General features: G+C 44.0%; 24 protein-coding genes. 6 read left to right on the top strand and 18 right to left on the bottom strand.

Going from position 1 to position 26258, the window contains the following annotated elements; genetic code table 11:
* Positions 1 to 20: 20 nt before the first annotated feature.
* The 4 genes from glnA to ACX6CI_RS00560 all read right to left on the bottom strand — a co-directional run bounded on the left by glnA (position 21) and on the right by ACX6CI_RS00560 (position 5889).
* Positions 21 to 1349, bottom strand: a complete 1329-nt coding sequence (gene glnA / locus ACX6CI_RS00575; RefSeq protein ID WP_458776234.1) for a type I glutamate--ammonia ligase — start codon at positions 1347 to 1349, stop codon at positions 21 to 23.
* 174 nt (positions 1350 to 1523) lie between these two features.
* Positions 1524 to 4109, bottom strand: coding sequence for a [protein-PII] uridylyltransferase (gene glnD, locus ACX6CI_RS00570; protein ID WP_458776233.1), 2586 nt, complete (start codon positions 4107 to 4109; stop codon positions 1524 to 1526).
* Between the two features lie 3 nt (positions 4110 to 4112).
* A complete protein-coding gene (locus ACX6CI_RS00565) occupies positions 4113 to 4451 on the bottom strand; it encodes a P-II family nitrogen regulator (RefSeq protein ID WP_458776232.1) in 339 nt (112 codons plus the stop codon).
* Between the two features lie 214 nt (positions 4452 to 4665).
* Positions 4666 to 5889: an ammonium transporter gene (locus tag ACX6CI_RS00560; RefSeq protein ID WP_458776231.1), complete on the bottom strand. Its 1224-nt coding sequence runs from the start codon at positions 5887 to 5889 to the stop codon at positions 4666 to 4668.
* Positions 5890 to 6266: 377 nt separating this feature from the next.
* Here ACX6CI_RS00560 and mtnA point away from each other — a divergent pair, with 377 nt between their 5' ends.
* Entirely contained in the window at positions 6267 to 7379 is a 1113-nt protein-coding gene (gene mtnA / locus ACX6CI_RS00555) for an S-methyl-5-thioribose-1-phosphate isomerase (RefSeq protein WP_458776230.1), read from the top strand.
* Positions 7380 to 7410: 31 nt separating this feature from the next.
* Positions 7411 to 7773 carry a PilZ domain-containing protein gene (locus ACX6CI_RS00550; protein ID WP_458776229.1) on the top strand — a complete coding sequence of 121 codons (363 nt, stop codon included), beginning with the start codon at positions 7411 to 7413 and terminating at the stop codon, positions 7771 to 7773.
* 876 nt (positions 7774 to 8649) lie between these two features.
* Here the strand turns inward: ACX6CI_RS00550 and ACX6CI_RS00545 are convergent.
* Both ACX6CI_RS00545 and ACX6CI_RS00540 read right to left on the bottom strand, forming a co-directional pair.
* Positions 8650 to 10059 carry a mannose-1-phosphate guanylyltransferase/mannose-6-phosphate isomerase gene (locus ACX6CI_RS00545; RefSeq protein WP_458776228.1) on the bottom strand — a complete coding sequence of 470 codons (1410 nt, stop codon included), beginning with the start codon at positions 10057 to 10059 and terminating at the stop codon, positions 8650 to 8652.
* Between the two features lie 103 nt (positions 10060 to 10162).
* Positions 10163 to 11524 (bottom strand): phosphohexomutase domain-containing protein, encoded by a 1362-nt coding sequence (locus ACX6CI_RS00540; protein WP_458776227.1) that lies wholly within the window; start codon positions 11522 to 11524, stop codon positions 10163 to 10165.
* 139 nt (positions 11525 to 11663) lie between these two features.
* Here ACX6CI_RS00540 and rfbA point away from each other — a divergent pair, with 139 nt between their 5' ends.
* Together rfbA and rfbD are read left to right on the top strand one after the other, a co-directional pair.
* Complete coding sequence (gene rfbA / locus ACX6CI_RS00535) at positions 11664 to 12557, top strand: glucose-1-phosphate thymidylyltransferase RfbA (RefSeq protein ID WP_458776226.1); 894 nt, start codon at positions 11664 to 11666, stop codon at positions 12555 to 12557.
* Positions 12554 to 13435, top strand: a complete 882-nt coding sequence (gene rfbD / locus ACX6CI_RS00530) for a dTDP-4-dehydrorhamnose reductase (protein WP_458776225.1) — start codon at positions 12554 to 12556, stop codon at positions 13433 to 13435. The genes rfbA and rfbD overlap by 4 nt, the downstream gene beginning before the upstream one ends.
* A gap of 53 nt (positions 13436 to 13488) precedes the next feature.
* Here the strand turns inward: rfbD and ACX6CI_RS00525 are convergent, their stop codons facing one another.
* Positions 13489 to 13839 carry a PilZ domain-containing protein gene (locus ACX6CI_RS00525; RefSeq protein ID WP_458776224.1) on the bottom strand — a complete coding sequence of 117 codons (351 nt, stop codon included), beginning with the start codon at positions 13837 to 13839 and terminating at the stop codon, positions 13489 to 13491.
* 128 nt (positions 13840 to 13967) lie between these two features.
* Positions 13968 to 14549 carry a CvpA family protein gene (locus ACX6CI_RS00520; protein ID WP_458776223.1) on the bottom strand — a complete coding sequence of 194 codons (582 nt, stop codon included), beginning with the start codon at positions 14547 to 14549 and terminating at the stop codon, positions 13968 to 13970.
* A gap of 424 nt (positions 14550 to 14973) precedes the next feature.
* Here ACX6CI_RS00520 and mutM point away from each other — a divergent pair, with 424 nt between their 5' ends.
* On the top strand, positions 14974 to 15804 hold the full coding sequence (gene mutM, locus ACX6CI_RS00515) for a bifunctional DNA-formamidopyrimidine glycosylase/DNA-(apurinic or apyrimidinic site) lyase (RefSeq protein ID WP_458776222.1): 831 nt from the start codon (positions 14974 to 14976) through the stop codon (positions 15802 to 15804).
* Position 15805: 1 nt separating this feature from the next.
* Here the strand turns inward: mutM and ACX6CI_RS00510 are convergent, their stop codons facing one another.
* The 10 genes from ACX6CI_RS00510 to rpmH form a co-directional block, all read right to left on the bottom strand.
* Complete coding sequence (locus ACX6CI_RS00510; protein WP_458776221.1) at positions 15806 to 17062, bottom strand: molybdopterin molybdotransferase MoeA; 1257 nt, start codon at positions 17060 to 17062, stop codon at positions 15806 to 15808.
* A gap of 326 nt (positions 17063 to 17388) precedes the next feature.
* Positions 17389 to 17715: a hypothetical protein gene (locus tag ACX6CI_RS00505; protein ID WP_458776220.1), complete on the bottom strand. Its 327-nt coding sequence runs from the start codon at positions 17713 to 17715 to the stop codon at positions 17389 to 17391.
* A 305-nt stretch (positions 17716 to 18020) separates the two neighbouring features.
* A complete protein-coding gene (locus tag ACX6CI_RS00500) occupies positions 18021 to 19052 on the bottom strand; it encodes an NADP-dependent oxidoreductase (RefSeq protein WP_458776219.1) in 1032 nt (343 codons plus the stop codon).
* Positions 19053 to 19237: 185 nt separating this feature from the next.
* Positions 19238 to 19666 (bottom strand): FKBP-type peptidyl-prolyl cis-trans isomerase, encoded by a 429-nt coding sequence (locus ACX6CI_RS00495; protein WP_458776218.1) that lies wholly within the window; start codon positions 19664 to 19666, stop codon positions 19238 to 19240.
* A 501-nt stretch (positions 19667 to 20167) separates the two neighbouring features.
* Entirely contained in the window at positions 20168 to 21556 is a 1389-nt protein-coding gene (gene mnmE / locus ACX6CI_RS00490) for a tRNA uridine-5-carboxymethylaminomethyl(34) synthesis GTPase MnmE (RefSeq protein WP_458776217.1), read from the bottom strand.
* Between the two features lie 64 nt (positions 21557 to 21620).
* Complete coding sequence (locus tag ACX6CI_RS00485) at positions 21621 to 22553, bottom strand: Jag family protein (protein ID WP_458776216.1); 933 nt, start codon at positions 22551 to 22553, stop codon at positions 21621 to 21623.
* A gap of 71 nt (positions 22554 to 22624) precedes the next feature.
* On the bottom strand, positions 22625 to 24298 hold the full coding sequence (yidC, locus tag ACX6CI_RS00480; RefSeq protein ID WP_458776215.1) for a membrane protein insertase YidC: 1674 nt from the start codon (positions 24296 to 24298) through the stop codon (positions 22625 to 22627).
* A gap of 66 nt (positions 24299 to 24364) precedes the next feature.
* Positions 24365 to 24592, bottom strand: coding sequence for a membrane protein insertion efficiency factor YidD (gene yidD / locus ACX6CI_RS00475; protein ID WP_458776214.1), 228 nt, complete (start codon positions 24590 to 24592; stop codon positions 24365 to 24367).
* Between the two features lies 1 nt (position 24593).
* The gene (gene rnpA, locus ACX6CI_RS00470) at positions 24594 to 25013 is read right to left on the bottom strand and encodes a ribonuclease P protein component (protein WP_458776213.1); all 420 of its coding nucleotides are present in this window, start codon (positions 25011 to 25013) and stop codon (positions 24594 to 24596) included.
* Positions 24952 to 25086, bottom strand: a complete 135-nt coding sequence (gene rpmH / locus ACX6CI_RS00465) for a 50S ribosomal protein L34 (RefSeq protein ID WP_458776212.1) — start codon at positions 25084 to 25086, stop codon at positions 24952 to 24954. Before rpmH ends, rnpA begins: the two co-directional genes overlap by 62 nt.
* 309 nt (positions 25087 to 25395) lie before the next feature.
* Between rpmH and ACX6CI_RS00460 the strand changes: the two genes are divergently transcribed.
* On the top strand, positions 25396 to 26229 hold the full coding sequence (locus tag ACX6CI_RS00460; RefSeq protein WP_458776211.1) for a class I SAM-dependent methyltransferase: 834 nt from the start codon (positions 25396 to 25398) through the stop codon (positions 26227 to 26229).
* Positions 26230 to 26258 lie beyond the last annotated feature (29 nt).

Genomic DNA, 26258 nt, shown 5'->3' with positions numbered 1-26258 from the left:
GCAGGGACTACAAACTCAGACTAATATACATCAAGATACTCTTCGATTTCCCAGTCTGTTACAGCAGTTCTGAAACGATCCCACTCTTTTTCTTTTGCCTCGATGTACTTAGAAAAAATGTGTTCGCCAAGTGTTTCCTTGGAAATGGGGTTTGCAGCAAATTCATCTATCGCCTCTTTGAGGTTTGCAGGTAATACGGTAATACCTTCAGCAGCCATCTGATCCGAGGTCATCTTGAAGATGTCTTTATTTACAGAATCCGGTGGTGTCAGATTGTTCTTTACACCATCAAGGCCTGAATTCAACATCATTGCAAGGGCAAGATATGGGTTACAGGTTGGATCTGGACAACGAATTTCAGTTCTGGTGGAAATACCACGGGACGCAGGAATACGAACCAGTGCTGAACGGTTTGATGCAGACCATGCACAGTAAACAGGAGCCTCATACCCAGGAACAAGACGCTTATAAGAGTTAACCAGTGGATTGGTAACTGCCGCAAAAGCACGGGCATTTTTCAATGATCCAGCAATATATGAGTAGGCAACTTTTGAAAGCTGGAGAGGGCCGGATTCATCAAAGAAAGCGTTGGTTCCATCAAGATTAAACAGAGACTGATTGGTGTGCATACCGGAACCGTTGATACCAAAAATTGGCTTTGGCATAAAGGTCGCATGCAGACCATATTTTGCAGCAATGGATTTAACAACCCACTTGAAAGTTACGGTGTTATCTGCGGCAGCGAGGGCATCAGCATACTTGAAATTGATCTCATGCTGACCTTCAGCAACTTCATGGTGAGATGCTTCAATCTCAAAACCCATTTTTTCCAAGGTCTCAATGATTTCACGACGACAATCATTTCCGGTGTCTTCAGGATCAAGAGAGAAATAACCAGCAACATCGTTAGTTATAGTGGTCGCTTTTCCGTTTTCATCTTTTTCAAAGAGAAAGAATTCAGCTTCAGTTCCTACGTTCATGGTGTAACCAAGTGCTTTTGCTTCAGCAAGAACGCGCTTGAGATTTACACGAGGACACCCTTCAAATGGGGTTCCGTCCGACTTATGTACATCACAGATAATACGGGCTGCAGCAATACCTTCCTTATTTCTCCAAGGGAGAACGGTGAAGGTATCATAGTCAGGCTTCAGGTACATATCTGATTCATTGATACGAACAAAACCATCAATGGAAGAACCATCAAACATCATATTGCCATCCAAAGCCTTCTCGATCTGGCTTTTTGGAAGTGCAACATTTTTCATAAATCCGAAGATATCGACAAACTGGAGACGAAAGAACTGAATATTTTCGTCTTCAATGATTTGCATTATTTCTTCTCTAGTCATTTGTACAATCTCCTTATTATTCGGTAATAGTTTTCTCATTGTTGATTACACACTGCGCCCAACAACGAGCAAAATAACAATTCTGACATTTTTGGCAACATGTAATTGAACTTTTATTACATGTTTGTCATTTTAACGACACAATTTTACACCGTGGTACATATAAAATTTTAATTACATCCCGGAATTGCCTATGGCGTGAAGAACACCCCGGGTTATCTCCTTACAGAAGTCTTCATCTTCAATCTTTCCTCCCTGGGAATCAGAGACGTAAAACACATCAATAAGCTGCTCAACTTCTGTTGCTATATAAGCCTTATGTATGTTTATGCCAAAATCCGCCATGGTTTGGGTTACATAATACAACTGCCCAAGGATATCAGGGGCGTATACCTCAATAACCGTATACACCTCCGAGGCATCATTATCGATGACAACCTTAGACGAAACATCCCCTACTATCTGATTACGTCGCCTGAACCCAGAAGAGAGTTTCGTATATAAACGGTGACTGAGTCCCATCCGATGTTCAATTGCCAAATCGAGATGATCGTTCAACCCCTCCCAATCTTTCTCTGCAAAACTCAGGCCATCTGTCGATCGAACATCAATTACATCAACAACAGTTCCATCACTCCAGGTAAAAATCTGTGCCTTTGATACCGTGAGATTATTCAGGGTCATCACACCACAGATCTTGGCAAGCAGGCCATGACGATCCACTGTCATGATGAGCAGCTGCCAGCCACCCTCCTCGCCTCTATGTTCGCTGGCAACAATGAGGGATTTCTGCCTGATGCGCTGGTATTTATCCCGCTGGGTAAGAACATGTTCAGCAATAACTTCAGGTGAAAAAGTGAGTATATAGTCGGCATTAAGTGCGCTATAATCAATTTTCAAGCCTTCATGGCCATTAAGCTGTAAATGGATCTGCTCCCGCAACCACTCAACTCCCTGCTCTTCATGGGCCCCGACATCTGTCACCCCGCCGTGGGACTGATCAAGATGCGGATACACCTTAAGATAGAGATCCTCCATAAGTGTTGCCTTCCAGTCACTCCAGGCAGATGGGCCCGTAGCCTTGGAATCTGCAACAGAGAGTAGATAGAGCATAGCAAGAATATTCTGATCACCAATGGTCTCAGCACATCGCTGAATGAAAGTGGGGTCATTAAGATCTCGACGCAACGCATTCTCGGGAATGAAGAGGTGATACCTGACAACAAAACTCAACACCTCACACTCCTCAGCCGTGAGACAAAACCTGCCGCCTATAACTGAAGAGACCTCAGCGCCCTCAATAGAGTGATCCCTGCCTGAGCCTTTGCCAATATCATGAAGAAGTGCAGAAAGATACAGCACCTTGAGCTCCGAGACATTCTCAACAACAGCGGGCCACTCCCTGACCAGTTCATGCAATTCATAGACAGCCTGAAGTGAATGCCGCTCTACGGTATATATATGATACAAATCGTGCTGGGCGAGGCGGGTTATGCGTGAATATTCAGGAATGACAGCTGCAAGCACACCGGTTTCGAGCATGGTGCTCAACACCGTCAGTATATCTTTTGCCTCAATCATCAAGGTAAAAAAGGTCCTGGACAACCGTGGCGAAGTTCGCTCTTTATCGGTGATAAGTTCAACTTGCGAAGCGACAAGCTTACGGGAGCGATGATGTAAGCCAAGGCCCGTTCGAGACATTGCAAGGAAAACACGAACAAGAATCTGCGGCTTTGCCCGGACATCCTGCTTTGAAGCGGTAAGATGTATCTTACCAGCCTTTATCTCAATACCTTTTTCGATGAGTTTATCCTTAACCTTGACTCGCTTACTCACAAGACCCAAGACCTCATCTACATGATCAAAAAAGAGGTCCGTAATAATCGTAACAGTCTGCAGGGCGCCGTACACGTCCCGCATAAACTGTTCTACACCAAGAAGACTGGCCGTATCCTTATAGCCAAAAAAAACGGCCAAATCAGATTGATGTTCAAAATAGAGTTGGTCGTTTTTTCTTTTAGTAAGGTAATGCAGGGCGCAGCGGAGCTTAAAAAGAAAATCTATAGCTTCACGAAATTCCTGCTGTTCGTCTGCAACTAATAGTCCAGCACCTTGTATATCCTCAAGACCGTTCAAGCCAAACACGACCCTTGCAGTCCATATCATCGCCTGGATATCACGCATCCCGCCGCGACCTTCCTTGATATGCGGCTCTAACAAATAACTATGACTACCATAACGATCCCGACGGTCACCCCGATACTCTTTCATCCTCTCGACAAAACTCTCGCGATGCCCATCCACATAATTAGATCGATATTTTGCGACCAACTCATCAAAGAGATCCTTAGAACCGCAGATCAGTCTTGCATCAAGTAGTGCCACGAGGAAAAAATATTCTTCCTTTGCATGGGTAATGGACTCAGTAACCGTACGAACACCATGACCAACATCAAGACCTGTATCCCACAGAGGGTAGAGAACAGCATCAGAAATCTTACTGATTTTCTTTTTAGCACGAGGCCTGTAGAGAATCATCAAATCGATGTCAGATGAGGGAAAGAACTCTCTTCGACCATAGCCCCCAAGAGCCACCAGGGCGACATCGTCCTTCACCCCATCAATTTCTATCCTGGCAAAACATTCCTCTATATACCTGTCAACAGCATCAGTATGACCAGACAGAACCTGTCCGCCATCCATAGAGGTGTCCCAACTCGTCTTCAATGCTTCGCGGTCAGCGCGAAAGTCCTCAATCATCGATTACACCGCATCCCGATTTTCTTCACCTGTGCGGACTCGAACAACCCGTTCAATGGGGAGGACAAAGATTTTTCCATCACCAATTTTACCCGTGTTTGCGGCCACTCGTACAGTATCGACAACCTCATCAACCCGATCGGCAGGAACCACGATCTCAATCTTTATCTTCGGAATAAAATCGACTACATACTCTGCACCACGATAAATTTCGGTATGCCCTTTTTGCCGCCCATAGCCCTTGACCTCGGACATTGTCATACCGGTTATCCCTATACCGTTAAGGGCATCTTTCACATCATCGAGTTTAAATGGCTTTATGATTGCTTCTATCTTTTTCATAGTTTCCTTTTTGATGGCTAAAGTGAATCTCGTAGGTAATTAAACAAGAGTACAGAAATTAACCCTGCTGTATCAAATACCTACAACAACACAACAGAGTTCACATCGAGGCTAAACCCAGATAAAAGTAACACAATAGATCAAAATCTGCACATTGCAACTCCACCTTCGCTGCGAACAAGGCGAATAGTGCAAGAGGCGGATTAACCTAGGGTTAGTTATTATAGGCAGTTTCGGAATGCTCTGTAGAGTCCATTCCCTGCACCTCTGCATCATCTTCCAATCGCATCCCCATCACACTATGTATCACCTTAAACAGGACCCAACTCACAATAAAAGTGTAGCCACTCACCACAACAACACCAAAAAGCTGCTTACCAAACTGTGCTATACCGCCCCCGCTGAGCAAACCATCCACGCCTCCCGGATTTACCGAAGTGGATGCAAAAATCCCAAGACAAAGTGTACCTACGATGCCGCCGATTCCATGGATTCCCACAACATCAAGGGAGTCATCAAGACCTATTCGTGTCTTTGCATTTACAGCAAGAAAACATACAATACCAGCCAGACAACCAATAATTATTGCACTGTTCGGACCAACAAAACCCGCGGTTGGTGTTATAGTCGCAAGCCCTGCAATGGCTCCCGATGCAGCTCCAAGGGTAGTCGCTTTTCTCTGGGTGATCCATTCCATTACAACCCACATAAACATACCAGCCATACCACCAAGATGGGTTGCAACAAAGGCTGTTGCGGCAACACCGTCAACGGCAAGGGCGGAACCGCCATTAAACCCAAACCATCCAAACCAGAGAATACCCGTACCAAGCATAGTCATGGGAAGATTGTGCGGCATAAAACTCGAGCGGCCAAAACCTCTACGATTTCCAAGAACCAACACCCCTGCAAGCGCCGCCGCACCACAGGTTGCATGAACAACAAGACCGCCTGCAAAATCAAGTACCCCGAGACCACCAAGCCAACCACCCTTTCCCCACACCCAGTGACACACAGGGTTATAGACAAGAATTGACCAGAAAATTGTAAAAACCAGAAACGGTACAAATCGCACTCTTTCTGCAAATGCACCTGTGATAAGCGCAGGAGTTATAATTGCGAACATACACTGAAAAATCATAAAGACAGTTTGAGGAATTGTCGTCGCATAGTCAGGACTTGGCTCATTTGTTACCGTGGCAAGACCTACCCATGAAAGATCCCCTACAACACCACCCACATCTGGACCAAAGGACATTGAGTAACCGAGATAAACCCACTCCATAGTAATAAGGGAAATGAGAATGAGGCTCTGCATGATAGTGCCGAGCACATTTTTTCTCCGAACCATGCCTCCATAAAAAAGGGCAAGCCCCGGGGTCATAAGCAATACAAGCCCAGATGCTGCCAGAATAAACGCGGTATCCGCTTTGTCCATTACAATCTCCCTGTAATCTACTGTTGTGTTGCACTTTTCAATTCAGCGCACCATTTCATTTTTATTTTTACCTCCAGTGGCCTTTACAACCTTCGTGCCAAAACCATCACCCTCCCAGGAAACATGACACAAGCGTATCTATGTGAATCTTTCATACCAAAAAGAAGGAGGTAAATTACATTTTTGTCACATTGTGGGTTTTTTATTACAATTATGTCCACTCCGTTCACATGTAGAACCATAAAGATTAGACCGACTATGCAAAGAATATATTTACAAGAACTCACACAGATAATATGCTTGTTATTATAATAAGATAAGTACATCCAGACAGGCGCCCCAAACAGCTGTAACAAAACATCAAACACCGTAAAACTATGAAAATTAACAACATTCCACACAGAACAATCTGGCCCAACCCTGAAAATCAGGCAGAAGTCTGCATTATCGATCAAAGAATCCTGCCCCATAAAATTTCCATAGAAACACTTGTCACCAAGGAACAGGCGACAGCAGCCATAAAAGATATGCTAGTCCGAGGTGCCGGTTTGATAGGTGCTACTGCTGGGTTTGGTATGTACCTTGCCTCACTCAGTGCCCCTGACGATAGCATTGCGTTTGATAACTACATACAAGGTTACGCCATAGACCTTAACAACAGTCGTCCCACTGCCAGGAATTTAAAATGGGCCATTGACCGTGTCATAAAATCCATGGAAAAAGGAGCTAGCGTAGAAGACAAAAGAAAAATTGCTTTTACCACAGCCTGTGAAATTGCTGATGAAGACGCAGATTACTGTAGAAGAATTGGCGAACATGGCATGGAGCTTATAAAAGAAATAAGTAAGCGAAAAAATGGCAAGCCGGTAAACATCCTCACCCACTGCAACGCAGGCTGGCTTGCCTTTGTAGATTATGGTAGCGCCACTGCACCAATTTATGCAGCCCGGGATGCTGGTATCCCTGTACACGTTTGGGTTGATGAAACCCGCCCCTGGAATCAGGGAGCAAGACTCACTGCATGGGAGCTCCAGCAGGAAGGTATAGACAACACCCTTATCTGTGACAACACTGGTGGCCACTTGATGCAGCACGGTATGGTGGACATTGTCATTGTGGGAAGCGACCGCACGACCCATACGGGCGACGTAGCTAACAAAATAGGCACCTACCTGAAAGCTGTTGCTGCAAAAGATAATAATATTCCTTTTTATGTTGCCCTCCCCTCATCAACAATTGACTGGGAACTTGACAAAGGGCATGATATTCCTATAGAACAAAGGGAGGAGGATGAAATAACCACAGTTATGGGACTGAGTGACAGTGGCGAAATAATTTCCGTGCAACTGTCCGCCCCAGGGACCAAGGCAGCTAACTATGGCTTTGACGTCACCCCTTCTCGACTTGTTACCGGGCTTATTACAGAGCGTGGTGTTGTAGCAGCCGAAAAAAAAGAAATACACAGCCTGTTCCCCGAAGGCTCTTCATAAATTTAATCACGACAAGAATTTGGAGATACAGATGACACCAGCTGAACATCGAAAATTTATACGTTACGACTCGTTGCACCTTCTGGACTATCTGGTTATTGACGACGAAGGCAACCCAGGAACGTATTCAATGGGCAGAACTATTGATGTGAGTGTCGATGGTTTGAAACTGGAAACAGTTCAACCCCTTGATGCAAACACACTTCTTGCTGTAACAGTGGGGATTGAGGATGATCTTATTGAACTAAAGGGTCGAACGACCCACGCTAATCCCTTTAACGGCAGACATCTCTCAGGTATAACGTTTATTAAAATCACTAAAGAAGGTCGTCGAATTTTTGCTAAGTATGTTGAAGCCTTTCGACAACGACAGAAAGAACAGGCCGACATCTAAGAATACTCTCTCCTATCAGAATAGAGGGGAGAGTATTCTAACGATAAGATTTCTAGATATGATTTAATTCCACAATTTCAATTACTGTCATACCAACGTAGGGTTCTAACCCCGGCAAAAAACGCCGGGATAAGAACCCTGGAGATCCCTCCAACATTCCGATTTCAAAATATATTTCAAATATTTTGCACCTTACTGCTTTAACGGAGTAGGGCCTAGCCCCGGCAAAAAACGACGGGATAAGAACCCTGGAGATTCCTCCAACATTCCGATTTCAAAATATATTTCAAATATTTTGCACCTTACTGCTTTAACGGAGTAGGGCCTAGCCCCGGCAAAAAACGACGGGATAAGAACCCTGGAGATTCCTCCAACATTCCGATTTCAAAATATATTTCAAATATTTTGCACCTTACTGCTTTAACGGAGTAGGGCCTAGCCCCGGTAAAAAACGCCGGGATAAGAACCCTGGAGATCCCTCCAACATTCCGATTTCAAAATATATTTCAAATATTTTGCACCTTACTGCTTTAACGGAGTAGGGCCTAGCCCCGGTAAAAAACGCCGGGATAAGAACCCTGGAGATCCCTCCAACATTCCGATTTCAAAATATATTTCAAATATTTTGCACCTTACTGCTTTAACGGAGTAGGGCCTAGCCCCGGCAAAAAACGCCGGGATAAGAACCCTGGAGATCCCTCCAACATTCCGATTTCAAAATATATTTCAAATATTTTGCACCTTACTGCTTTAACGGAGTAGGGCCTAGCCCCGGCAAAAAACGCCGGGATAAGAACCCTAGAGATCCCTCCAACATTCCGATTTCAAAATATATTTCAAATATTTTGCACCTTACTGCTTTAACGGAGTAGGGTTCTAATCATTCTCGCGACCATAGACATCATCGAAACGCACGATATCATCCTCTCCGAGATAACTCCCATTTTGCACCTCAATCAATTCAAGCTCAATCACTCCAGGATTAGCCAGACGGTGCCTTGTTCCAACGGGGATGTAGGTCGACTGATTCTCATGCAGCAGCAACACCTCATCACCATTAGTAACCTCAGCAGTACCACGTACGACGACCCAGTGCTCACTACGATGATGATGTTTTTGTAAAGAAAGCTTTGCCCCAGGATTTACAGTTATTTTCTTAATCTGAAAACGCTCCTGCTCCTCAAGGACAGTATAGCTTCCCCATGGACGGTAGGCAGTAAGATGAACACTGAACTCATCCCGTTTTTGTTCTTTTAACTTGGTCACTACTTTTTTAACATCCTGAGACCTCGATAGCGGTGAAACAATTACAGCATCTGAAGTTTCCACAACCAGAGTATCTTCCATGCCCACGGTCGTGACCAGGCGACTCTCCGACCTGACAAAACAGTTTTTGGTCTCAGTTAAGATGACATCCCCCTTAACAACATTGCCATGCTCATCTTTTTCATGCACGTCCCACAGCGCTTTCCATGAACCTATATCACTCCAGGACAGGTCTGCGACAACAACTGATGCCTTATCAGTCTTTTCCATGAGGGCGTAATCAACGGAATCACTTGGACACTTCGCCATAAACTCACTTGCAAAACGGAAGAAATGACCATCGCTCGTTCCTTCTGCCACAGCCTTTTCCATTGCGTCAAAAATCTCGGGAGTATATTTTTGAATTTCACTCAGCACTGTCTTCTGTGAAAAAGCAAACATCCCACTATTCCAATAATAGTTTCCGCTTTCAAGATAGCCTTTCGCTGTCTCTTCATCCGGTTTCTCTTTAAATGAAGCAACTGAGACGCCCTCTCCCTGCTCAATATAACCATAACCTGTTTCAGGAGAGGTGGGCTGAATACCAAAGGTTACCACAGCCCCGTCGAGCGCAAGCCTGGCCGCATCCTCTACAGCTTTCACAAAGTTTTCTTCCTTTTCCACAATGTGATCTGCAGGGAGAACAAGCAACACGACATCTTCGCCCATATCTTTACAATAGTGCGCAGCTCCGCATATTGCGGGGGCTGTATTTCTACCTTCGGACTCTAACAAAATCGAAAAGTCTCCAATAGCAGGAAGATCTTCTATCTGCGCAAGGGTAATAAACCGGTGATCTTCTCCCACTACAATTACTGGAGGTAAAACACCAGGAATCTTAGCCACGCGCAACAAGGTGGTCTGCAAAAGCGAGGTGTCCTCGGTGAGCCGCAATAACTGCTTTGGATACAACTCCCGAGAAAGGGGCCAAAGTCTTGAACCTGTTCCACCTGCCAGAATAATCGGTTGAATAATAGACACGTTTACCTCATGTATAAAAAAAAGACTCTCCCCAGTCAACGGGGAGGTAAGTCAGGATAAATACCTTCACAAAATTACTTCGACACGGAGTGTAGCAAAAAAATCAACAGATGAGACTTAACAACTCGCGGGTCTTCTCTTCAAGTAATTGTTTGTCACCACGGGTCTCGACATTGAGTCTCAGCAGCGGCTCTGTATTTGACTTGCGAACATTGAAGCGATAATCGTCAAACTCAACAGAAAGTCCATCGGTGTAATCCTTCTCTCCTGCTGCATACTTTTCTTCAATCGCTGCAATTATCGCATCGGGATCATCTACCCTGTTATTGATCTCTCCCGAGACAGGATACGCATTTTTTCTCTCCTCTACAAGAGACGACAGTTTAAGACCATCGCCTGCACTTAAGAGTGACCCAACAAGCAACCATGGGATCATTCCCGAATCGCAGTAGCCAAAGTCCCTGAAATAGTGATGGGCTGACATCTCGCCGCCATAGAGGGCATCTTCTTTACGCATCCTCTCTTTTATAAAAGCATGACCGGTTTTGGTCATAACGGGCACACCACCTTTTTGACTGATTAACTCATAGCTGTTCCAGGTAAGGCGCGGATCATACAAAATTGTGGCTCCAGCCTCCTTGGTAAGCATTGCCTGAGCCAGGAGGCCCACAACATAATACCCTTCTATAAAATCACCATTTTCATCCCAAAAAAAGCAGCGATCAAAATCACCATCCCAGGCTATCCCAAGGTCTGCGCCATGCTCTTTCACCGCCTGAGTTGTTAATTCTCTATTTTCAGGAAGTAGAGGGTTGGGAACCCCATGGGGAAAGGTCCCATCGGGTTCATGCTGAATTTTTACAAAGGTAAAAGGTAGATGGGATTCAAGTAGATCTATGACATTGCCGGCACAACCATTACCGCTATTTACTACAATTTTAAGGGGCCGCAGTCCTTTGGTATCAACATAGCTCAAGAGATGCTGAACATAGGCGTCTTTACTACTCAATGGGACACAAACTCCGCGGACTTTTGCAGGCGCTGGAATGCTCCCTTCAGTGATCATATTTGACATGGCCAGCAGACCGGACTCTCCGGTTACGGGGCGTGCCCCCTCTATCACAAACTTCATTCCATTATAGTCGGATGGATTATGACTGGCAGTCACCACAACCCCACCATCAACACCATCTTTTTCAAGACTGAAGGTGGCATGATACATTTCTTCAGTACCAGTTAGCCCCAGATCAAGCACATCACATCCCATATCAAGCAGGCCCTGGGTAAGTGCATCCACAAGACTTTCACTGGACAGACGAATATCTCGACCAACAACAACCTTTTTCAAGCTGTATACAGCAGCAAAGCTTTGACCTATTTTTCTTGCGAGTTCAGGGTTCAGTTCATCGGGTACCCTGCCCCGAATATCATAGGCCTTAAAGCATGGGAGTAGTTGTTGGCTCATTTTTCCTTTTCCTTTTTGATGGGGCTTCGTTATATTCTTTTGTTTGTGCAACTGATATTGGCTCAAAATGTATCGGATTCCACAAATAACATCAACGACCAAACAAACAAATCCCTCAAAAATTGTGTAAAATAGTCTTATGAAAGGAATTATCCTCGCCGGAGGCTCCGGAACCCGTCTTTATCCGCTCACTAAGGTAATCAGTAAACAGATGATACCTGTGTATGATAAACCAATGATCTACTACCCTCTCTCGGTACTCATGCTTGCTGGCATCAGAGAGATTCTTATCATTTCCACGCCCCATGATCTGCCCCACTTCAAAGAACTCTTTGGAGATGGCAGCCAACTTGGGCTTGAAATCAGCTACGAGGAGCAACCTAAGCCCGAAGGACTTGCACAGGCATTTATCATCGGCAAACCATTTATTGGTAACGATTCTGTTGCTCTCATCCTCGGTGACAACATATTCTTCGGTCCCGGATTCTCAAGTATCCTCACCCAAAGCTCTCAACTGAAAGACGGTGGGCTGATTTTCGGCTATCTCGTCAAAGATCCAAAACGCTATGGTGTTGTAGAGTTTGACGACCAGAGACACGTTATCGGAATTGAGGAAAAACCTGCCAATCCAAAATCAAAATACGCCGTTCCCGGCCTCTACTTTTACGATAACGATGTGATCGAAATTGCAGAGGCTGTCAAACCATCTGCAAGGGGTGAGCTTGAAATCACAGATATTAACAATGAATATCTCAAAAGAGGAAAACTCAAGGTACAACCCCTTGGTCGAGGTTTTTGCTGGCTGGATACCGGAACCCATGAATCATTACAACAGGCCTCAAGTTATGTACAGGCTGTCCAGGAGAGGCAGGGACTCAAAGTTGCCTGCGTAGAAGAAATAGCCTATGACCTGGGATATATCGACATTGACCAACTGACCCACCTGGCCTCTGATATGTTAAAAAATCAATATGGTCAGTATTTAACCGAATTTATTGCTGAAAAGAAAGAAAAGGACAATTTGCAGAAATGAAAATACTCATAATTGGTTCAAAAGGTCAGTTGGGCTCAGACTGTTGTTCCCTGCTGGCTGCCGAAAATGAAATAACCGGCTGTGACATCCCTAAAATTGACATCACCAGTAAAGAAAATGTAGACAGCTACCTCAACGAAGTCAGCCCGGAGGTGATTGTAAATTGCGCTGCCTACACAGCCGTTGACGGATGCGAATCTGAACTCGACCTCTCCTGGAAGGTAAATGCTGATGGACCCAAATATCTAGCACAGGCTGCAGACAGACTTGGCAGTCGCCTTATTCAGGTCTCAACAGATTACATCTTTGACGGAAACAGACCTGCTCCAGCGCCATATATTGAAACAGATGCCCCCAATCCACTTTCGCAATACGGTAAAAGTAAACTTGCAGGAGAAGAAGCTGTAACCCGGTACTGTAGCAACAATGTAATTCTCAGAACAGCCTGGCTCTATTCTGCAACAGGTAAAAACTTTCTTAAAACCATGCTTAAACTGGTTACCCAGGACCCCAAAAGAGAGCTGAAAGTAGTCGACGACCAGTTCGGTTCACTCACCTGGTCCTACACCCTCGCCCTGCAGATCCAAAAACTCCTGAATTCAGATTTAACCGGAGTTATGCATACCACATCAGACGGCTATTCAACCTGGTACGAGGCAGCCAGATACTTCCTGGATACCATGGACGTTCCTTATGCTATGCGCCCCTGCACAACAGCAGAATACCCCACACCTGCCCACCGTCCGGCAAACTCAATTCTTGAAAACAGGGTGCTCAACAATGCCGGGATATCGACGTTTATAGACTGGAAAGAAGACATCAAGACCTTCGTCTCCCTGTATAGAGAACAACTATTGAAAGAAGCCCGGGAAGGGTAATCGTATTAAAATGTTGCGACTAACGTCCTGCATAAGAAGTTATCAAGTAGTCGCTACGAAGCGGCTTCTTGATAGCCCAAATCAACGATAAGTTTCTGAACCACCCTTTTAGTAGACGCATCAACATCATAAACCTGAAAACCGGCCAGATAATGACCCTGCACCACATCCTGCCTGCACCAGCGGCTGGTTCCATTAAGCACCACTTCATGACGCTCACGGATAACCGCAGGTAGACGAATACGAAGGCGGTGGTTTTCATTGGGCTGTACAGGTTCATCTGTTCTAAGCAATACCCCCTTTTCCGATATATCAATGAGGTGACCAAGAATCTTATTACTCAGACCATCAAATACCCGAAGATAAAACACCAGAGACTTACGATCGATCTGCCGCTGATCCATTTTCTCCACCTTTCCCGTGAGCACTGCGTTCTCTACAATGTACACTATCCTCTTATGACAACGTCTTTTATATTTTCTACATATATCTGTTACAATATTCTCAAACAAGGGACATACGCCAAAAACGGCTAATCACTCTCTTCTGTCCTGGAAGGTGGCTCCAAATAATCCTTTACCGCATCAATAGCAATTGCCGGCTGCTGCTGCAATAACGACCTCCGAACATCATCATCTTTGATAAAGGTCCTTGTGAAGTCACAGGCATCATTGAGTGCATCACAGGTCATACATCTCCTCAACATCTGATTTTCCGGAGCGAGAACAGTTCCAAGTACCATATGTAGTATTATAGCAACAATCATAGCTTTGGCAAAGCCCACTAATCCACCAAGCAACCTGTCGAACCAGGATGTTATTGTCAGACTGATCACATACCCAAGCCCCTTTCCGAGCAACATCACAACTATATACGTCACCACAAACAGAATTACATAGCTGGTGAGAAAAACGACTTTCGGATTACCAGAAACATCTTTTAGTACAGGGAAAATAATGCCATGATACTGACTTGCGGCATAGTACCCCAGATACAGTGCAGCAAGCCCGGTCACCTGTTTCAATAAGCCCAACCATATACCACGGCCAATAAGCAGAGCAAAAAGTCCTAAAATGACCATATCGTAGGGCGTCAAACTTCCAAAAACATCCATGAACTCACCTGATTGTATTGATCTTTCAATTGTTAGTAATTGTTATAAGAATGTTCAATAATGAAAGAGAAACTAAGAAACTGCAAGCTTTTTATCCTAAGCGAAAAAACTTAATAAAACAGTGTCTTTGCCCCAGATAGCAGCAGTGTTCTCTTTTCCGTTTCATACAAGGTTTATAATGTTTAAACAACAAACAAGAATGCCCATATTGCAATATGGCAAAGCGGACACAACATATCAGTACCTTACCCAGGAAAACCTGTCATAAAAAAACAGGTCGCGTAGACTCCAAGAAACTGAGCTGAGATACATTTATTGTTTCGAGTAATTCGCAAGGTGCTTATTCCGTTTATCGGGGTTACTATAGACTATGTTATAATTATTGAACGTCTTCCATTTATAATACAGGATTAACCAGACTCATATGCCAGAACTCCCCGAGGTTGAAGTTATTCGCAGAGGCCTTCGTCCCCATCTTGTGGACAAAACCATCACTGGAATCTCTTACAACATGAAGCCGCTGCGCTCTCCGGTTGATATCAGTAAAATGACAAAAGAAATTATACAGGTCAAAATTACAGATGTTAAGCGAAGGGCAAAGTATATTTTACTCGCCATGGAAACCGGTGCGACCGTGGTAATTCACTTAGGAATGACTGGTAACCTGGGCATATTTGACAACCACACTCCCCGGGCCAAACATGATCATCTCCAATGGTCACTCAGTGACGGGAACCAACTCCGCTATAACGACATCCGCAGGTTTGGTTCAATCCACACCCTTACCGCGTCTGAAACTCTCGTTCAGGAGGAAGTGTTTTTTAAGACAAGCGGCCCGGAACCTTTTGATGAACTGTTCTCTGTTGAAAACATGTGCAATGTAGCAAAAGGAAAACAGCTCACCGTGAAACAGTTTATAATGAACTCTCAAGTGGTTGTTGGAATTGGTAACATTTATGCCAATGAAAGCCTCTTTAGGGCAGGAATACACCCTGAGAAAAAAGTATCAGCGCTGACTCAGATTGAGTGGCAGACTCTGATAGACACAATTAAAAAAGTCCTGCTCCATGCCATTGACTGTGGAGGTTCTACAATCAGCGACTTTCTCAATGCCTCCCAGGAGCGTGGTTACTTTCAGATGAATTTCACAGTCTACGGAAAAGACGGTGAGCCTTGTCCCAAATGCTACGCGCCCCTTCTTAAATCAAAGATCGGCGGCCGGGCCACATTCTACTGCAAAAATTGTCAGTGTTAGACTACCTGTTGAAAAAGAGTGGTTCTCTCATGTGGATTTCAACAGGTTCACCCCTGGCTATGTAATCTTTTCCCGGTGGAATCAAAACATTACAGGTGGCAAACTCTTTTTTCCCAGCCATACGAACCTGAAGGACACCTTGTGATAAGCAGCTCACACCCTCTTTAACAACCAGACTTCCCTTTGTTTTTACCTTGATTTCTTCAGTAGCAACAGCTGAGACAACGGAATTTGAAACATTCTCCACACCCTTCATTTGCATCAGGAGTGGAACAACTATCTCAAGAAAGACCGTATGCGCTGCCGCCGGAGGCCCAGGCAATCCTATATAAACAGTCTTTCCCTTAAACCCTATGACAGTTGACTTTCCAGGCCTCATCTTAAGGGAATTACACGTTACAGTACCCCCTGCTCCGATAAAACCACGTTCAACGAGGTCAAAATCTCCTCCTCCAGTTCCTCCGGTTGTTAACACTAAGTCATAATTGTCGCCAAGACTATAATTAAAGAAATCAGCAACCAGTGATTCTTCATCTCCGACAATACCGTAATTATCGGCCTTACATCCATACTGTTTGATAAGTGCGGCCAACAGATACTGGTTGGAAGAAATTTTTTGAGCATCACCTGGTACTACACCAGCCCCGACCAACTCTTTTCCAGTACAACAAAAACATACTCTGGGCTGGGAGTAGATGTTTACATCAGTGCGTCCAGCATCAGCTATTGTAACAAGAATAGCGGGGCTAATAACTGTACCGGTAGCAACTAAGGTGTCACCCGTTTTATGATGGGACCCTTTTCTCCGTACAAAGGTGGGCCCTGTGAGATGGGCGCGATCAATTGTAATCAAATCCCCCGAGATTCTGCACAACTCCTGTGGAATAACACAACTACAATTACCTGGCACCTTTCCCCCGGTCATAACCTTCCAGGTCTGCCCTGCACCAAGATTTAACGCCAGCGAGTCGCCTGCACCTGTTTCACCCACAAGGGTAAACGTTGAAGCACTTTGTACTGCATCAATATCCAGAGGTCCTATTGCATAGCCATCCCGGAGAGACTCATCATATAGCGGAGCATCACAACCAGCAGAGACTTCATCAGCAAGGACTCTTCCTGCTGCATTTTCAAGGGGTGTCACCTCAGTGTTCTTTGGCCCAGGGTTCCTCTTTGCGCAGAAACTCTGTATCTCCCTCAATAATAGCTGGGCTGAGATCACAGCTTCATCTGTGGCCCGATTTTTTTTATTTAACATACTGATCCCACATACAGGTGTTTTGAGAAGATCCAAAGTGTGGCTGGAGCAACACAATACAATCTTTTTGAAAAAAAAGATACGCCCCCCTGTTCAAGTAAACGACTACTTAGGGCGACAGAGAGACTACCTTATGAACTTGAAACATCCATTTTAGCTGGTCAGGGATACAATAATAATGAATAAAAAAACAATAGGGAGACACCTACAAGCAACAGGAAGGATACAACTACTCAATAGCCATATTACATAAACGAGATATGACCATCGGCCACTGTAGAGCGAAGGGTCACAACACACTGAATGCAGATATTTCACAGCTAACCCTAGGGTCTGACTTCTGTAGAAATAACTCTTTTGTAGCTGCTGTCATAAATTTTTACTGTTGGGGGCATGTAGCGTACTGAATCAATATACTGATAGAGTTCGTGTAATCGACGCTCATCGAAACGCTTCTCAATCAGCCAATCGTCCAAATAGTGATCCTGATCTTGTACTATGTCTCCTACTAGTTCATGAACCTTTGTTAAATACTCACTTTCACAACTACTCTCAGAGACCAAACGCTCAAGATCTACTTTTAAAAATCCTGAAATAGTCTTTGCTTTACTCAGGATTCCATTGGCTTCAAGACTCAAATGTTTACGATTCATAGTCGAAATCTCATCTCGCTTAATCAAGGCCACGTGCCTTCAGTTACCATTACGTAACTTGAGTTACAATTAATTCACTAACACTTACTTGATTTTCTACTACTTGTCCATGATAGAATATTGTTTTCACGAATTTTTTGCGAGACTCTTCGATCTATTAACAGACCAAACACAGGGTCACATACTACGATTCATTACTCTTTAGAAAACCTGTAACATTTGAAATATTTGAATCCACCTATATGAAGATATTGAGTCAGGTAAACACTGGCCCCAAGAAGTCACTTTTACAATGGCTCACCCAGCTAACTATTAACTTTTATCACTAACTTGCCAAAATTTTTCCCTTCTAACAAACCCATAAATGCCTGGGGCGCATTTTCAAGACCATCAACGATCTGTTCTTTATAATGAATTTTACCTTCTTGCAAAAGAGTCATCATTTTTTCTGCAAACTCGCCATATCTATGGCCATAATCATCAAAGATGATAAAACCCTGCATTTTAATTCGCTTAACCAGAATTGTTCCAACCAGGACTGAAAGACGATCAGGTCCATCTGGAAGTTTAGTGGAATTATATTTTGAGACCATTCCGCAAACAGGGATTCGGGCGCCAACATTTAAGAGAGGTAACACTGCATCAAAAACCTTTCCGCCAACATTCTCAAAGTAGACATCAATACCATCTACACAGACCAGCTTTAGCTGCTCCGCAAAATCTTCCGCCTTGTGGTCAAGACATTCATCAAACCCAAGCTTCTCCTTTGCATACTGACATTTTTCACCCCCCCCTGCGACGCCCACCACCTTGCATCCATAAATTTTCCCGAGTTGGCCAACCGTTGCTCCAACTGGCCCGGTTGCTGCTGCCACTACGAGGGTATCACCCGGTTTGGGTTGTCCGATATCAAGTAAGCCCATGTATGCTGTAAATCCAGGCATACCAAGAATCCCAAGGGCATATGAGGGGTTTTCAGGCTCCTTACCGAGCTTTGTAAGCTCGCTTCCATCGGACACAACATGGCTTTGCCACCCACTATATGCAAGGACCCACTCTCCGACGTCATAGGATTCATTCCGACTCTCCTGCACCTGACATACAGTGGCGCCCACCATCGGCTGACCTATTTCTACTGGTGGGGCGTATGATGGAGCATCACTCATACGGCCACGCATGTAAGGATCAAGGGATAGATAAATAGTACGGAGCAGGATTTCTCCTGCCTGTAAAGAAGGTACTGCCTCTTCTTCTAGCCTGAAATTGTCATCCTGAGGAGCACCTTTAGGACGTGAAGCAAGTACTATACGACTATTAACAACTCTGTTATCTGCCATTACCTATCCTCTGTAGTTATATGATTTTTAATATCCCAGTAGTATAAATTTCGTTTCAGACAATGTAAGTAACATTAGACCCGTCGGGTAGTTATGTTTATATGTTTTTTCATGATATCAAAAAAGAAAAGGCGTTGAACCACTGATGGTCAACGCCCTGAGCACTTCTATTGAGATCTAAAAAATTAATTAATAGCAACCAACTCAAGGTCAAATATCAGATCCTGCCCTGCAAGAGGCGGGTTTCCATCAAGGGTAACAGTTTCATCTGTCATCTCACTGATCATAACGAGCATTGGCTCCTCTTCCTCATCAGTTACCTCAAGCTCATCACCTACAGCGAGCTCTAAATCTGCTGGCATCTCTGAACGAGGAACCTCTATAACCATATCTTCATGCCATAGTCCGTAAGCATCTTCAACACCGATAGTGACTGTCTTCTTTTCGCCAACTGTCATAGATTTGATTGCGCTTACAAAACCATCGATCAGATCATCTTCTCCAAGGGTGAAAACAAATGGCTCTTCCCCTTCTGTTGAGTCAAAGACTGTTCCATCATTGAGCTTGCCGATATAGTGAACGGAGACCTTATCTCCATTATTTAATTGAGTCATAATTTTACTCCAGTTTAGATACTATTGTTATGAAAGACCATTTACATCCCTCATCGCTTTTTAGTGCCTTACTCCTGAAAGCCTGTCACAAAAAACAGATAGCGTAGACTTCGAGAAACTCAGGAATTGAATTTGAAATCGTAAGTTTAGTCTTACCACCAGATAGTGAACCTAGTGAGACCTTCGAGGCACTTACCCCGTTCATCGGGGTTATATAATTACTCATACACCAAAATACAATTTGGCTACTGCTGATACCAATTGCCCGTAAAAATTACAACAATTATATTAACGACGATAGTTCAACCATTTATTAAAAAAAACAAAATCCTTTACCTGCTTGAAATTACTCTTCACTGTTTTACTGGCAAACAAAAAAAGGGAAACAATCGCTGAAGCAATTAGTTCCCTTTTTTCATTTCTGACATGGTCTTATTGAAATCTAATCAAACAGTGTAGAAGCTCCCTCACATATTTCATTATATCCTTTATCCAAACAAGCTACTTACCAAGACAAAATTGTTCAAACACCACATCGAGAACATCATCGGTTGTAGTCTCGCCAACAATTTCACCTAAAAACTCTAAACAGTCCTGTAAATCAACGGCGATAAGATCATTGGTGAGCCCGGTCTGCAACGTTGACAGAATCCGTTCAGCGGCAGATTTTGCCTGTTTGAGAGCTACCTGGTGACGAAGATTTGGGGAACAGGCATCTTCTTCCCACTGCTCTGAGTCTGTGGTTATTTTAGAAAAGATTGCATCTTTAAGAGAATCAATACCCAGTTGTTGCTTCGCCGATATTTCTACAATTTCCCCATCATTACCAAGAGATGTGACATTGGATTTCCCGAGCTCACACAGATCGAGCTTATTTACAACTGTAAGCACCGGCTTATGGGAAACATCTTTATAGAGCAACCTATCTTCTTCAGTTACTCGAACAGAACCGTCGAGGAGAAAAAGCACAAGATCTGCTGTATTGATGAGATCCTTAGCCCGGCTTATACCCAATTCCTCAACTTCCCCAGCACCGCTTCGAATACCAGCAGTGTCTATAATGCGTACTGGAACTCCCTTAATATCAATAACTTCTTCAATTGAGTCCCTGGTGGTTCCTGGAATTGCAGTTACAAGGGCCCTTTCTTCTTGAAGCATGGTGTTTAAGAGACTTGATTTTCCAACATTAGGTCGCCCCGCGATAACAAGAGAAATACCTTCCCTATACAACCGTCCCTGGGACACATTGCCAAGAAGTCTTGCAAGAGGTGCGATCACCTCACTTTCAAGTTGAGAAACCATTTTACTGGTATCAACAATGTCAATATCTTCATCCGGAAAATCTATTGCAACCTCAACCACAGCCCTCATTGAGACAAGACTCTTCTGGATGGGCTCGATAGCGCGGTATAGTTGACCAGATAGTTGCTCTTGAGCAAGGTCAACGCCCTTTCTGGTTTTGGCTGAGAGAATATCAATGACTGCTTCGGCTCTGGTAAGATCGATACGGCCATTTAAAAAGGCACGTTTAGTAAACTCACCTGGTGCTGCCAGCACTGCGCCACTGGTCACAATTATTTCCAAAATATTCTGCAGGATAAGAAAACTGCCATGGCAGTGGATCTCCACCACATCTTCTCGTGTATAGGAGTGGGGGCCCTTCATTATCACAGCCATTACCTCATCAAGAATCCTTTTGTCTTCCGGATGATATATGTGCCCATAGTACAATTGGTGACTGCGATAGGTACACTGAGGGTCTTTAGGTGTGAAGAGGAGTTGCAGGATTTCAAGTGCATGGGGGCCACTCATGCGGATGATACCAATCCCCCCGGCTCCGGGGGGAGTGGATATTGCGGCTATTGTCTGTTCGGTATTTGAAAGATTCATTCTAACTCAAAAATGAGGGTTTCATGAACTCTTTCAGTCGATGAAACGGTACAACGAAAGAGTATCAGGCATCTTTATCGATCTTGGCAACCTGGGAGCCTTTATTTCTCCCCTTGGATTGAGGTCGTTTCTTACCGCCTCTATTGCCTTTACCGGGCTTGTAGATGAGTATTTTCTTAAAAAGTCCGTCCCCGACGGAACGACTACGAATCTCTTTGTCTTCTTGAAGGATCATATGGATTGCACGTCGTTCAGAAGGGTTAAGGGCAGGCAATACCTGAGTTTTCCCTTCTTCTTTAACAAGCGCTGCCAGTTCAACTGCCTTAACCTTCAGATTCTCAAGACGTTTTTCTCTAAAATCTCCAACATTAATGGAAATTCGCAGTCTCTCAGGTACCTTTCTGGTAACAACCTTTCGCAAGATATACTGCAGACTATCCAATACCTTACCATCAACGCCGGTCAGATCTTCTTCAAAGTCTCCACGCAGAGTACACGAAACAGACAAGCCTTCAGTTTCAACTTCAAGGGTAGAAGGAAAGCCCATTAACTCGACAATCTGCAGAAGCTCAGCTTTTACAATTTCGACACTCTCAGGACTTGCTATCTCTTCTTCTACAACCTCAACCTCGACCTCAACCTCGACTGGAGCCTCGGGAATATCGACTTTTTCAACTACAGGATTTTTTTTCTCAACATCCGGTTGTATTTTTGCCTCAACCTCTACCTTAGGAGTAGCCTTCTTTTTTGGTCGTCCTGGTTTCTTCTTAGGTTCAAGAAGAGAATCCATGGAATAGTCCGCGTTATCCTCTTCGACCTCAGGTCGTACACCAGCTCGGATATGTGCTTTTTTACGTATTAGACCAAAGATTCCGGTGGATCCAGTCTCAACGACCTCTATTTCCAGCTTTTCCTGTGCGACCTCAAAACTTTCACATGCCTTTTTGATGGCATCGGTAACTTCTTTTCCGTAGAAATCTTTTTTCGCTAAAGACATTACATTACCTTCTTCAATTGATTCTCACATCTCACTCTATCTTAACTTCTCAGCACCCTAAAAAGCTACTCTCATGCAGTCGCCGGTTTCTTTTTGTCTCTATTAATGAGAACCTGCTGGAGAATAGAAAGTAGATTGTTGATAAACCAGTAGAGAACAAGACCTGAAGCGAAATTAAGAAACATGAACGTGAATACCACTGGCAGAAACATCATAATTTTTGCCTGGGTAGGATCAGCAGTGGTAGGTGTCATTTTCTGCTGTAAAAACATCGATGCACCCATAAGCAGTGTAAGCACAGGCAGACCACCTAAATACGGCAGATCAAAACCAAGGTAAAGTCTATCTGGTGCTGAGAGATCAGTAATCCAGAGCATGAAAGGTGCATGGCGCAACTCGATTGAGAGTAACAACACCTTATAGAGTGCAAAAAACACAGGAATCTGCAGCACCATCGGTAAACAACCACCAAGGGGATTCACCTTATAGGTTTTATAAAGACTCATAACCTCCTGATTCATCTTGGTGGGATCGTCTTTATATTTCTCCTTAAGCTTTGCCATTTTAGGCTGAAGCTTCTGCATGTTCTTCATCGACTTCATACCCTTTTGGGAAATCGGCCAGAACGCTGCTTTAAAAAGAACAGTTACAAGAATAATGGCAATTCCGTAGTTATGAAACACACCGTTAAGGGTATTAAGGAGCCACAAGGCGGGTTTAGCGATCACATCAAACCAGCCAAAATTAATAGAACGCTCCAGATTAGAACCTACTGCTTTCAGCATCTTCAGCTTTTTAGGACCATAGAAAATCTGGTACGCATATTCTTTCTCAGCTCCTGCTTCCAGGGTATCCATACTGCCAGCAAGATGCGTTGTAACGAGATCTTCAGTTCCCTGCATGGTGAAAGATTTTCCATTATCCACTGTTGGAATCAGCGCGCAGATAAAGTAGTTGCTCTCATAGCCGGCCCAATCAATTGCACCTTGAAAGGTGAGCGGACCTTCCTCAAAATCACCAGCACTCGTCTCACTCAGTTCCCCATTAATATAAGACCCGGGACCAGCAAACAAAAACCGTTTAGCAGGACTGATACTTGTTTCAAATCTAGTATTAATCTGACTTAACTGAGGAGTTCCCTGGAGGATTGAACCAGAGCCATTTAAAACCTTCACACTCAGATCAATAAGGTATGTGTCATTATTAAATGTATAGGTACGGACAACAGACAAACCATTTCCAGCATCAGCCGTGAGTACAAGCTGCCCTTCATCCTGAGCCTGGGTTAGTACAACAGAATCAACTTCGCTATCATACAAAATTCTGTTTGGAACTGCGCTTCCCCAGGAAAACTGTAAAGGGAATCCCTGACTGGCGTCGGTCTTAACCAACTGCATACCGGGTGAGTCAGCATCATGAGTTTCTTTATGGTTTTTCAAGACAAAGCTGGTAACCACACCACCATCTTCAGACAACGTTGCGGTATAAAGATCAGTCTCAACAACAATTTCTTTAGGTGCTCGATCATAGGCAACTGCAGGAGCAGGTGCGACTACCTGCGGTGCAACTGTCACTTGAGCAGTGTTCGTTACGGCAGCACCAGGCTGAGCTGTCTGTTGTGGTGTGCTTTGTTCTGTCTGCTCTTCCACAGCTACAGGCTGATCAAAACCTACAAAGAAATATTGATAGCCAACGAGAATTACAAAAGAGATAATTATTGCCAAAAAGGCTCTATAGGTGTCCATGAACTGTCCGTTTATAAATGACGAATGAGGGAGGTTGTCAGTTAATAAATAATTGCGGATGATCTGTTAACGTAACGGATCATAACCGCCTCGGGAAAATGGGTGGCAGCGCAACAAGCGCCACACGCCTTTGAAGGCACCGCGAAGCACCCCGTATTTTTCAACTGCTTGAATTGTGTATGTAGAACAGGTGGGAGTAAAACGACAAGAAGGTGGTAAAAGAGGCGAGATTAGATATTTATACCCTTTTACACATCCGATAAATGCTCTTTCAGGCAATCTACTTATCTTCATTTCATCTGCTCTGACCACGAGTAAATCTTGCTGTAACTTCTTCTACAGCTTTGCAGATATCATCGGGATGTTTACATGCAAAATCTTTACGCACTGCGAAAACAATATCAGCACCAGCTGGATACTGTTCTCGCTGAAGCCTAAACGATTCTCTGATAATCCGTTTAATGCGATTTCTCTTCGCGGCACCACGGATTTTCCGATGAACACTTATACCTAATCTGTTAATGGCGGAGCCATTATCCATACAAATCAAGGTATAACCGTTACCATGTAAACGTTTTCCCCTGCTGTAAACTTTATCAAACTCCCAGCCCTTTCGGAGCAAAGAAGTTTTCAAAAGCCGTTGATCGGTCAAGTTACGCTGAAAGTCTCTTGCGACCTTTTGCTCTGCGGGCACGAATGATAGCGCGTCCTGCACGGGTACTCATTCTTTCTCTAAAGCCATGCTTACGTGCGCGTTTGATTCTGCTTGGTTTGAAAGTTAAACTCATTATTTACATCCTCATCTGTGGAACCCATGAAATGACATGGACTGTTTTTAATACTGTAGAAACTTTTGAATTGTTCTTTTCAATGTTTTATTAGCTATCCAAAAGTCAACTTCATCCGCAAACACAACTCGATTATTTGCGAATTTACAAATTGCAAAAGAAGAATATTAACCATATCCACCCTATTGTGTCAAACATTTTTGCAATATCTCGTTCATGGAATATTGCAGAAGCCCATGGGCTGTGCTATTCTCAATTAAATTAATTTTGTTGAGAATAGCGATATATTGCAGACAAGAGTCTTCCCCCATGACCAATTCCCCTATTAAAACATATAAAGACATAGACTGGGCAACCCTCAGGCGAAACGCCATGGCCCAAAAAGGATGGAAGCGAAAAGGCCCTAAAGAGTGGGACCAAAAAGCAAAATCCTTTTCCGGACGAACCAAGCATAACGATTATGTTGATCTCTTTATCAGTGAACTCCCGCTTGCTCCATCACTTACAGTCATTGACATAGGATCGGGGCCGGGAACGCTCTCTTTACCCATTGCCAAACTTGTTAAAAGTGTCACAGCGCTTGATTTTTCAGAAGGCATGCTTGAAATACTTGATCAGCATGCCGCTGCTGAAGGGCTTACAAACATCAATACTGTAGAGTGCTCCTGGGAGGATGACTGGCAGGAAAAAGGAATTCCCCCCCATGACATTGCCATAGCATCCAGATCCGTTGGCGTAGAGGAACTTCAAGCTGCTCTTACAAAAATAAATAACATAGCCACAAAATTTGTGTTTATCAGTGATCGTATAGGTGCCACACCTTTTGAAGCTGATGCCTTCCACGCCATAGGAAGGCCTTTTGAGTCAGGACCGGATTACATATACACTCTCAACCTGCTCTACACTATGGGTATCTACCCTAATGTGACTGTTCTACGACCTGACCCAGTCTCCCACTATTCCTCTGTGAACAAAGCATTTGAGTCATATTGCTGGATGTTTCAGGAGTTAAGTACTAGGGAAGAGACTAAATTACGCGATTACATACAACAAAATATTATACAAACCAGCCCTGATGGTACCATCTCGGTTAAACGCAACAGTCCTGTACAGTGGGCACTCATCTGGTGGCAGAAACAGTAACCTCTCATCCAATAAAGAAATACTGCTAC

It is taken from the genome of Desulforhopalus glucosivorans, from assembly GCF_054397165.1.
Note: the sequence above shows the minus strand (reverse complement) of the source record. Positions and strands in the feature narration are given on the sequence as shown.

Coding starts and splice junctions, on each gene's coding strand:
- glnA (WP_458776234.1), bottom strand. CDS start 1,349: ATGACTAGAGAAGAAATAATGCAAATCATTGAAGACGAAAATATTCAG.
- glnD (WP_458776233.1), bottom strand. CDS start 4,109: ATGATTGAGGACTTTCGCGCTGACCGCGAAGCATTGAAGACGAGTTGG.
- ACX6CI_RS00565 (WP_458776232.1), bottom strand. CDS start 4,451: ATGAAAAAGATAGAAGCAATCATAAAGCCATTTAAACTCGATGATGTG.
- ACX6CI_RS00560 (WP_458776231.1), bottom strand. CDS start 5,889: ATGGACAAAGCGGATACCGCGTTTATTCTGGCAGCATCTGGGCTTGTA.
- mtnA (WP_458776230.1), top strand. CDS start 6,267: ATGAAAATTAACAACATTCCACACAGAACAATCTGGCCCAACCCTGAA.
- ACX6CI_RS00550 (WP_458776229.1), top strand. CDS start 7,411: ATGACACCAGCTGAACATCGAAAATTTATACGTTACGACTCGTTGCAC.
- ACX6CI_RS00540 (WP_458776227.1), bottom strand. CDS start 11,524: ATGAGCCAACAACTACTCCCATGCTTTAAGGCCTATGATATTCGGGGC.
- rfbA (WP_458776226.1), top strand. CDS start 11,664: ATGAAAGGAATTATCCTCGCCGGAGGCTCCGGAACCCGTCTTTATCCG.
- rfbD (WP_458776225.1), top strand. CDS start 12,554: ATGAAAATACTCATAATTGGTTCAAAAGGTCAGTTGGGCTCAGACTGT.
- ACX6CI_RS00525 (WP_458776224.1), bottom strand. CDS start 13,839: ATGGATCAGCGGCAGATCGATCGTAAGTCTCTGGTGTTTTATCTTCGG.
- ACX6CI_RS00520 (WP_458776223.1), bottom strand. CDS start 14,549: ATGGATGTTTTTGGAAGTTTGACGCCCTACGATATGGTCATTTTAGGA.
- mutM (WP_458776222.1), top strand. CDS start 14,974: ATGCCAGAACTCCCCGAGGTTGAAGTTATTCGCAGAGGCCTTCGTCCC.
- ACX6CI_RS00510 (WP_458776221.1), bottom strand. CDS start 17,062: ATGTTAAATAAAAAAAATCGGGCCACAGATGAAGCTGTGATCTCAGCC.
- ACX6CI_RS00505 (WP_458776220.1), bottom strand. CDS start 17,715: ATGAATCGTAAACATTTGAGTCTTGAAGCCAATGGAATCCTGAGTAAA.
- ACX6CI_RS00500 (WP_458776219.1), bottom strand. CDS start 19,052: ATGGCAGATAACAGAGTTGTTAATAGTCGTATAGTACTTGCTTCACGT.
- ACX6CI_RS00495 (WP_458776218.1), bottom strand. CDS start 19,666: ATGACTCAATTAAATAATGGAGATAAGGTCTCCGTTCACTATATCGGC.
- mnmE (WP_458776217.1), bottom strand. CDS start 21,556: ATGAATCTTTCAAATACCGAACAGACAATAGCCGCAATATCCACTCCC.
- ACX6CI_RS00485 (WP_458776216.1), bottom strand. CDS start 22,553: ATGTCTTTAGCGAAAAAAGATTTCTACGGAAAAGAAGTTACCGATGCC.
- yidC (WP_458776215.1), bottom strand. CDS start 24,298: ATGGACACCTATAGAGCCTTTTTGGCAATAATTATCTCTTTTGTAATT.
- yidD (WP_458776214.1), bottom strand. CDS start 24,592: ATGAAGATAAGTAGATTGCCTGAAAGAGCATTTATCGGATGTGTAAAA.
- rpmH (WP_458776212.1), bottom strand. CDS start 25,086: ATGAGTTTAACTTTCAAACCAAGCAGAATCAAACGCGCACGTAAGCAT.
- ACX6CI_RS00460 (WP_458776211.1), top strand. CDS start 25,396: ATGACCAATTCCCCTATTAAAACATATAAAGACATAGACTGGGCAACC.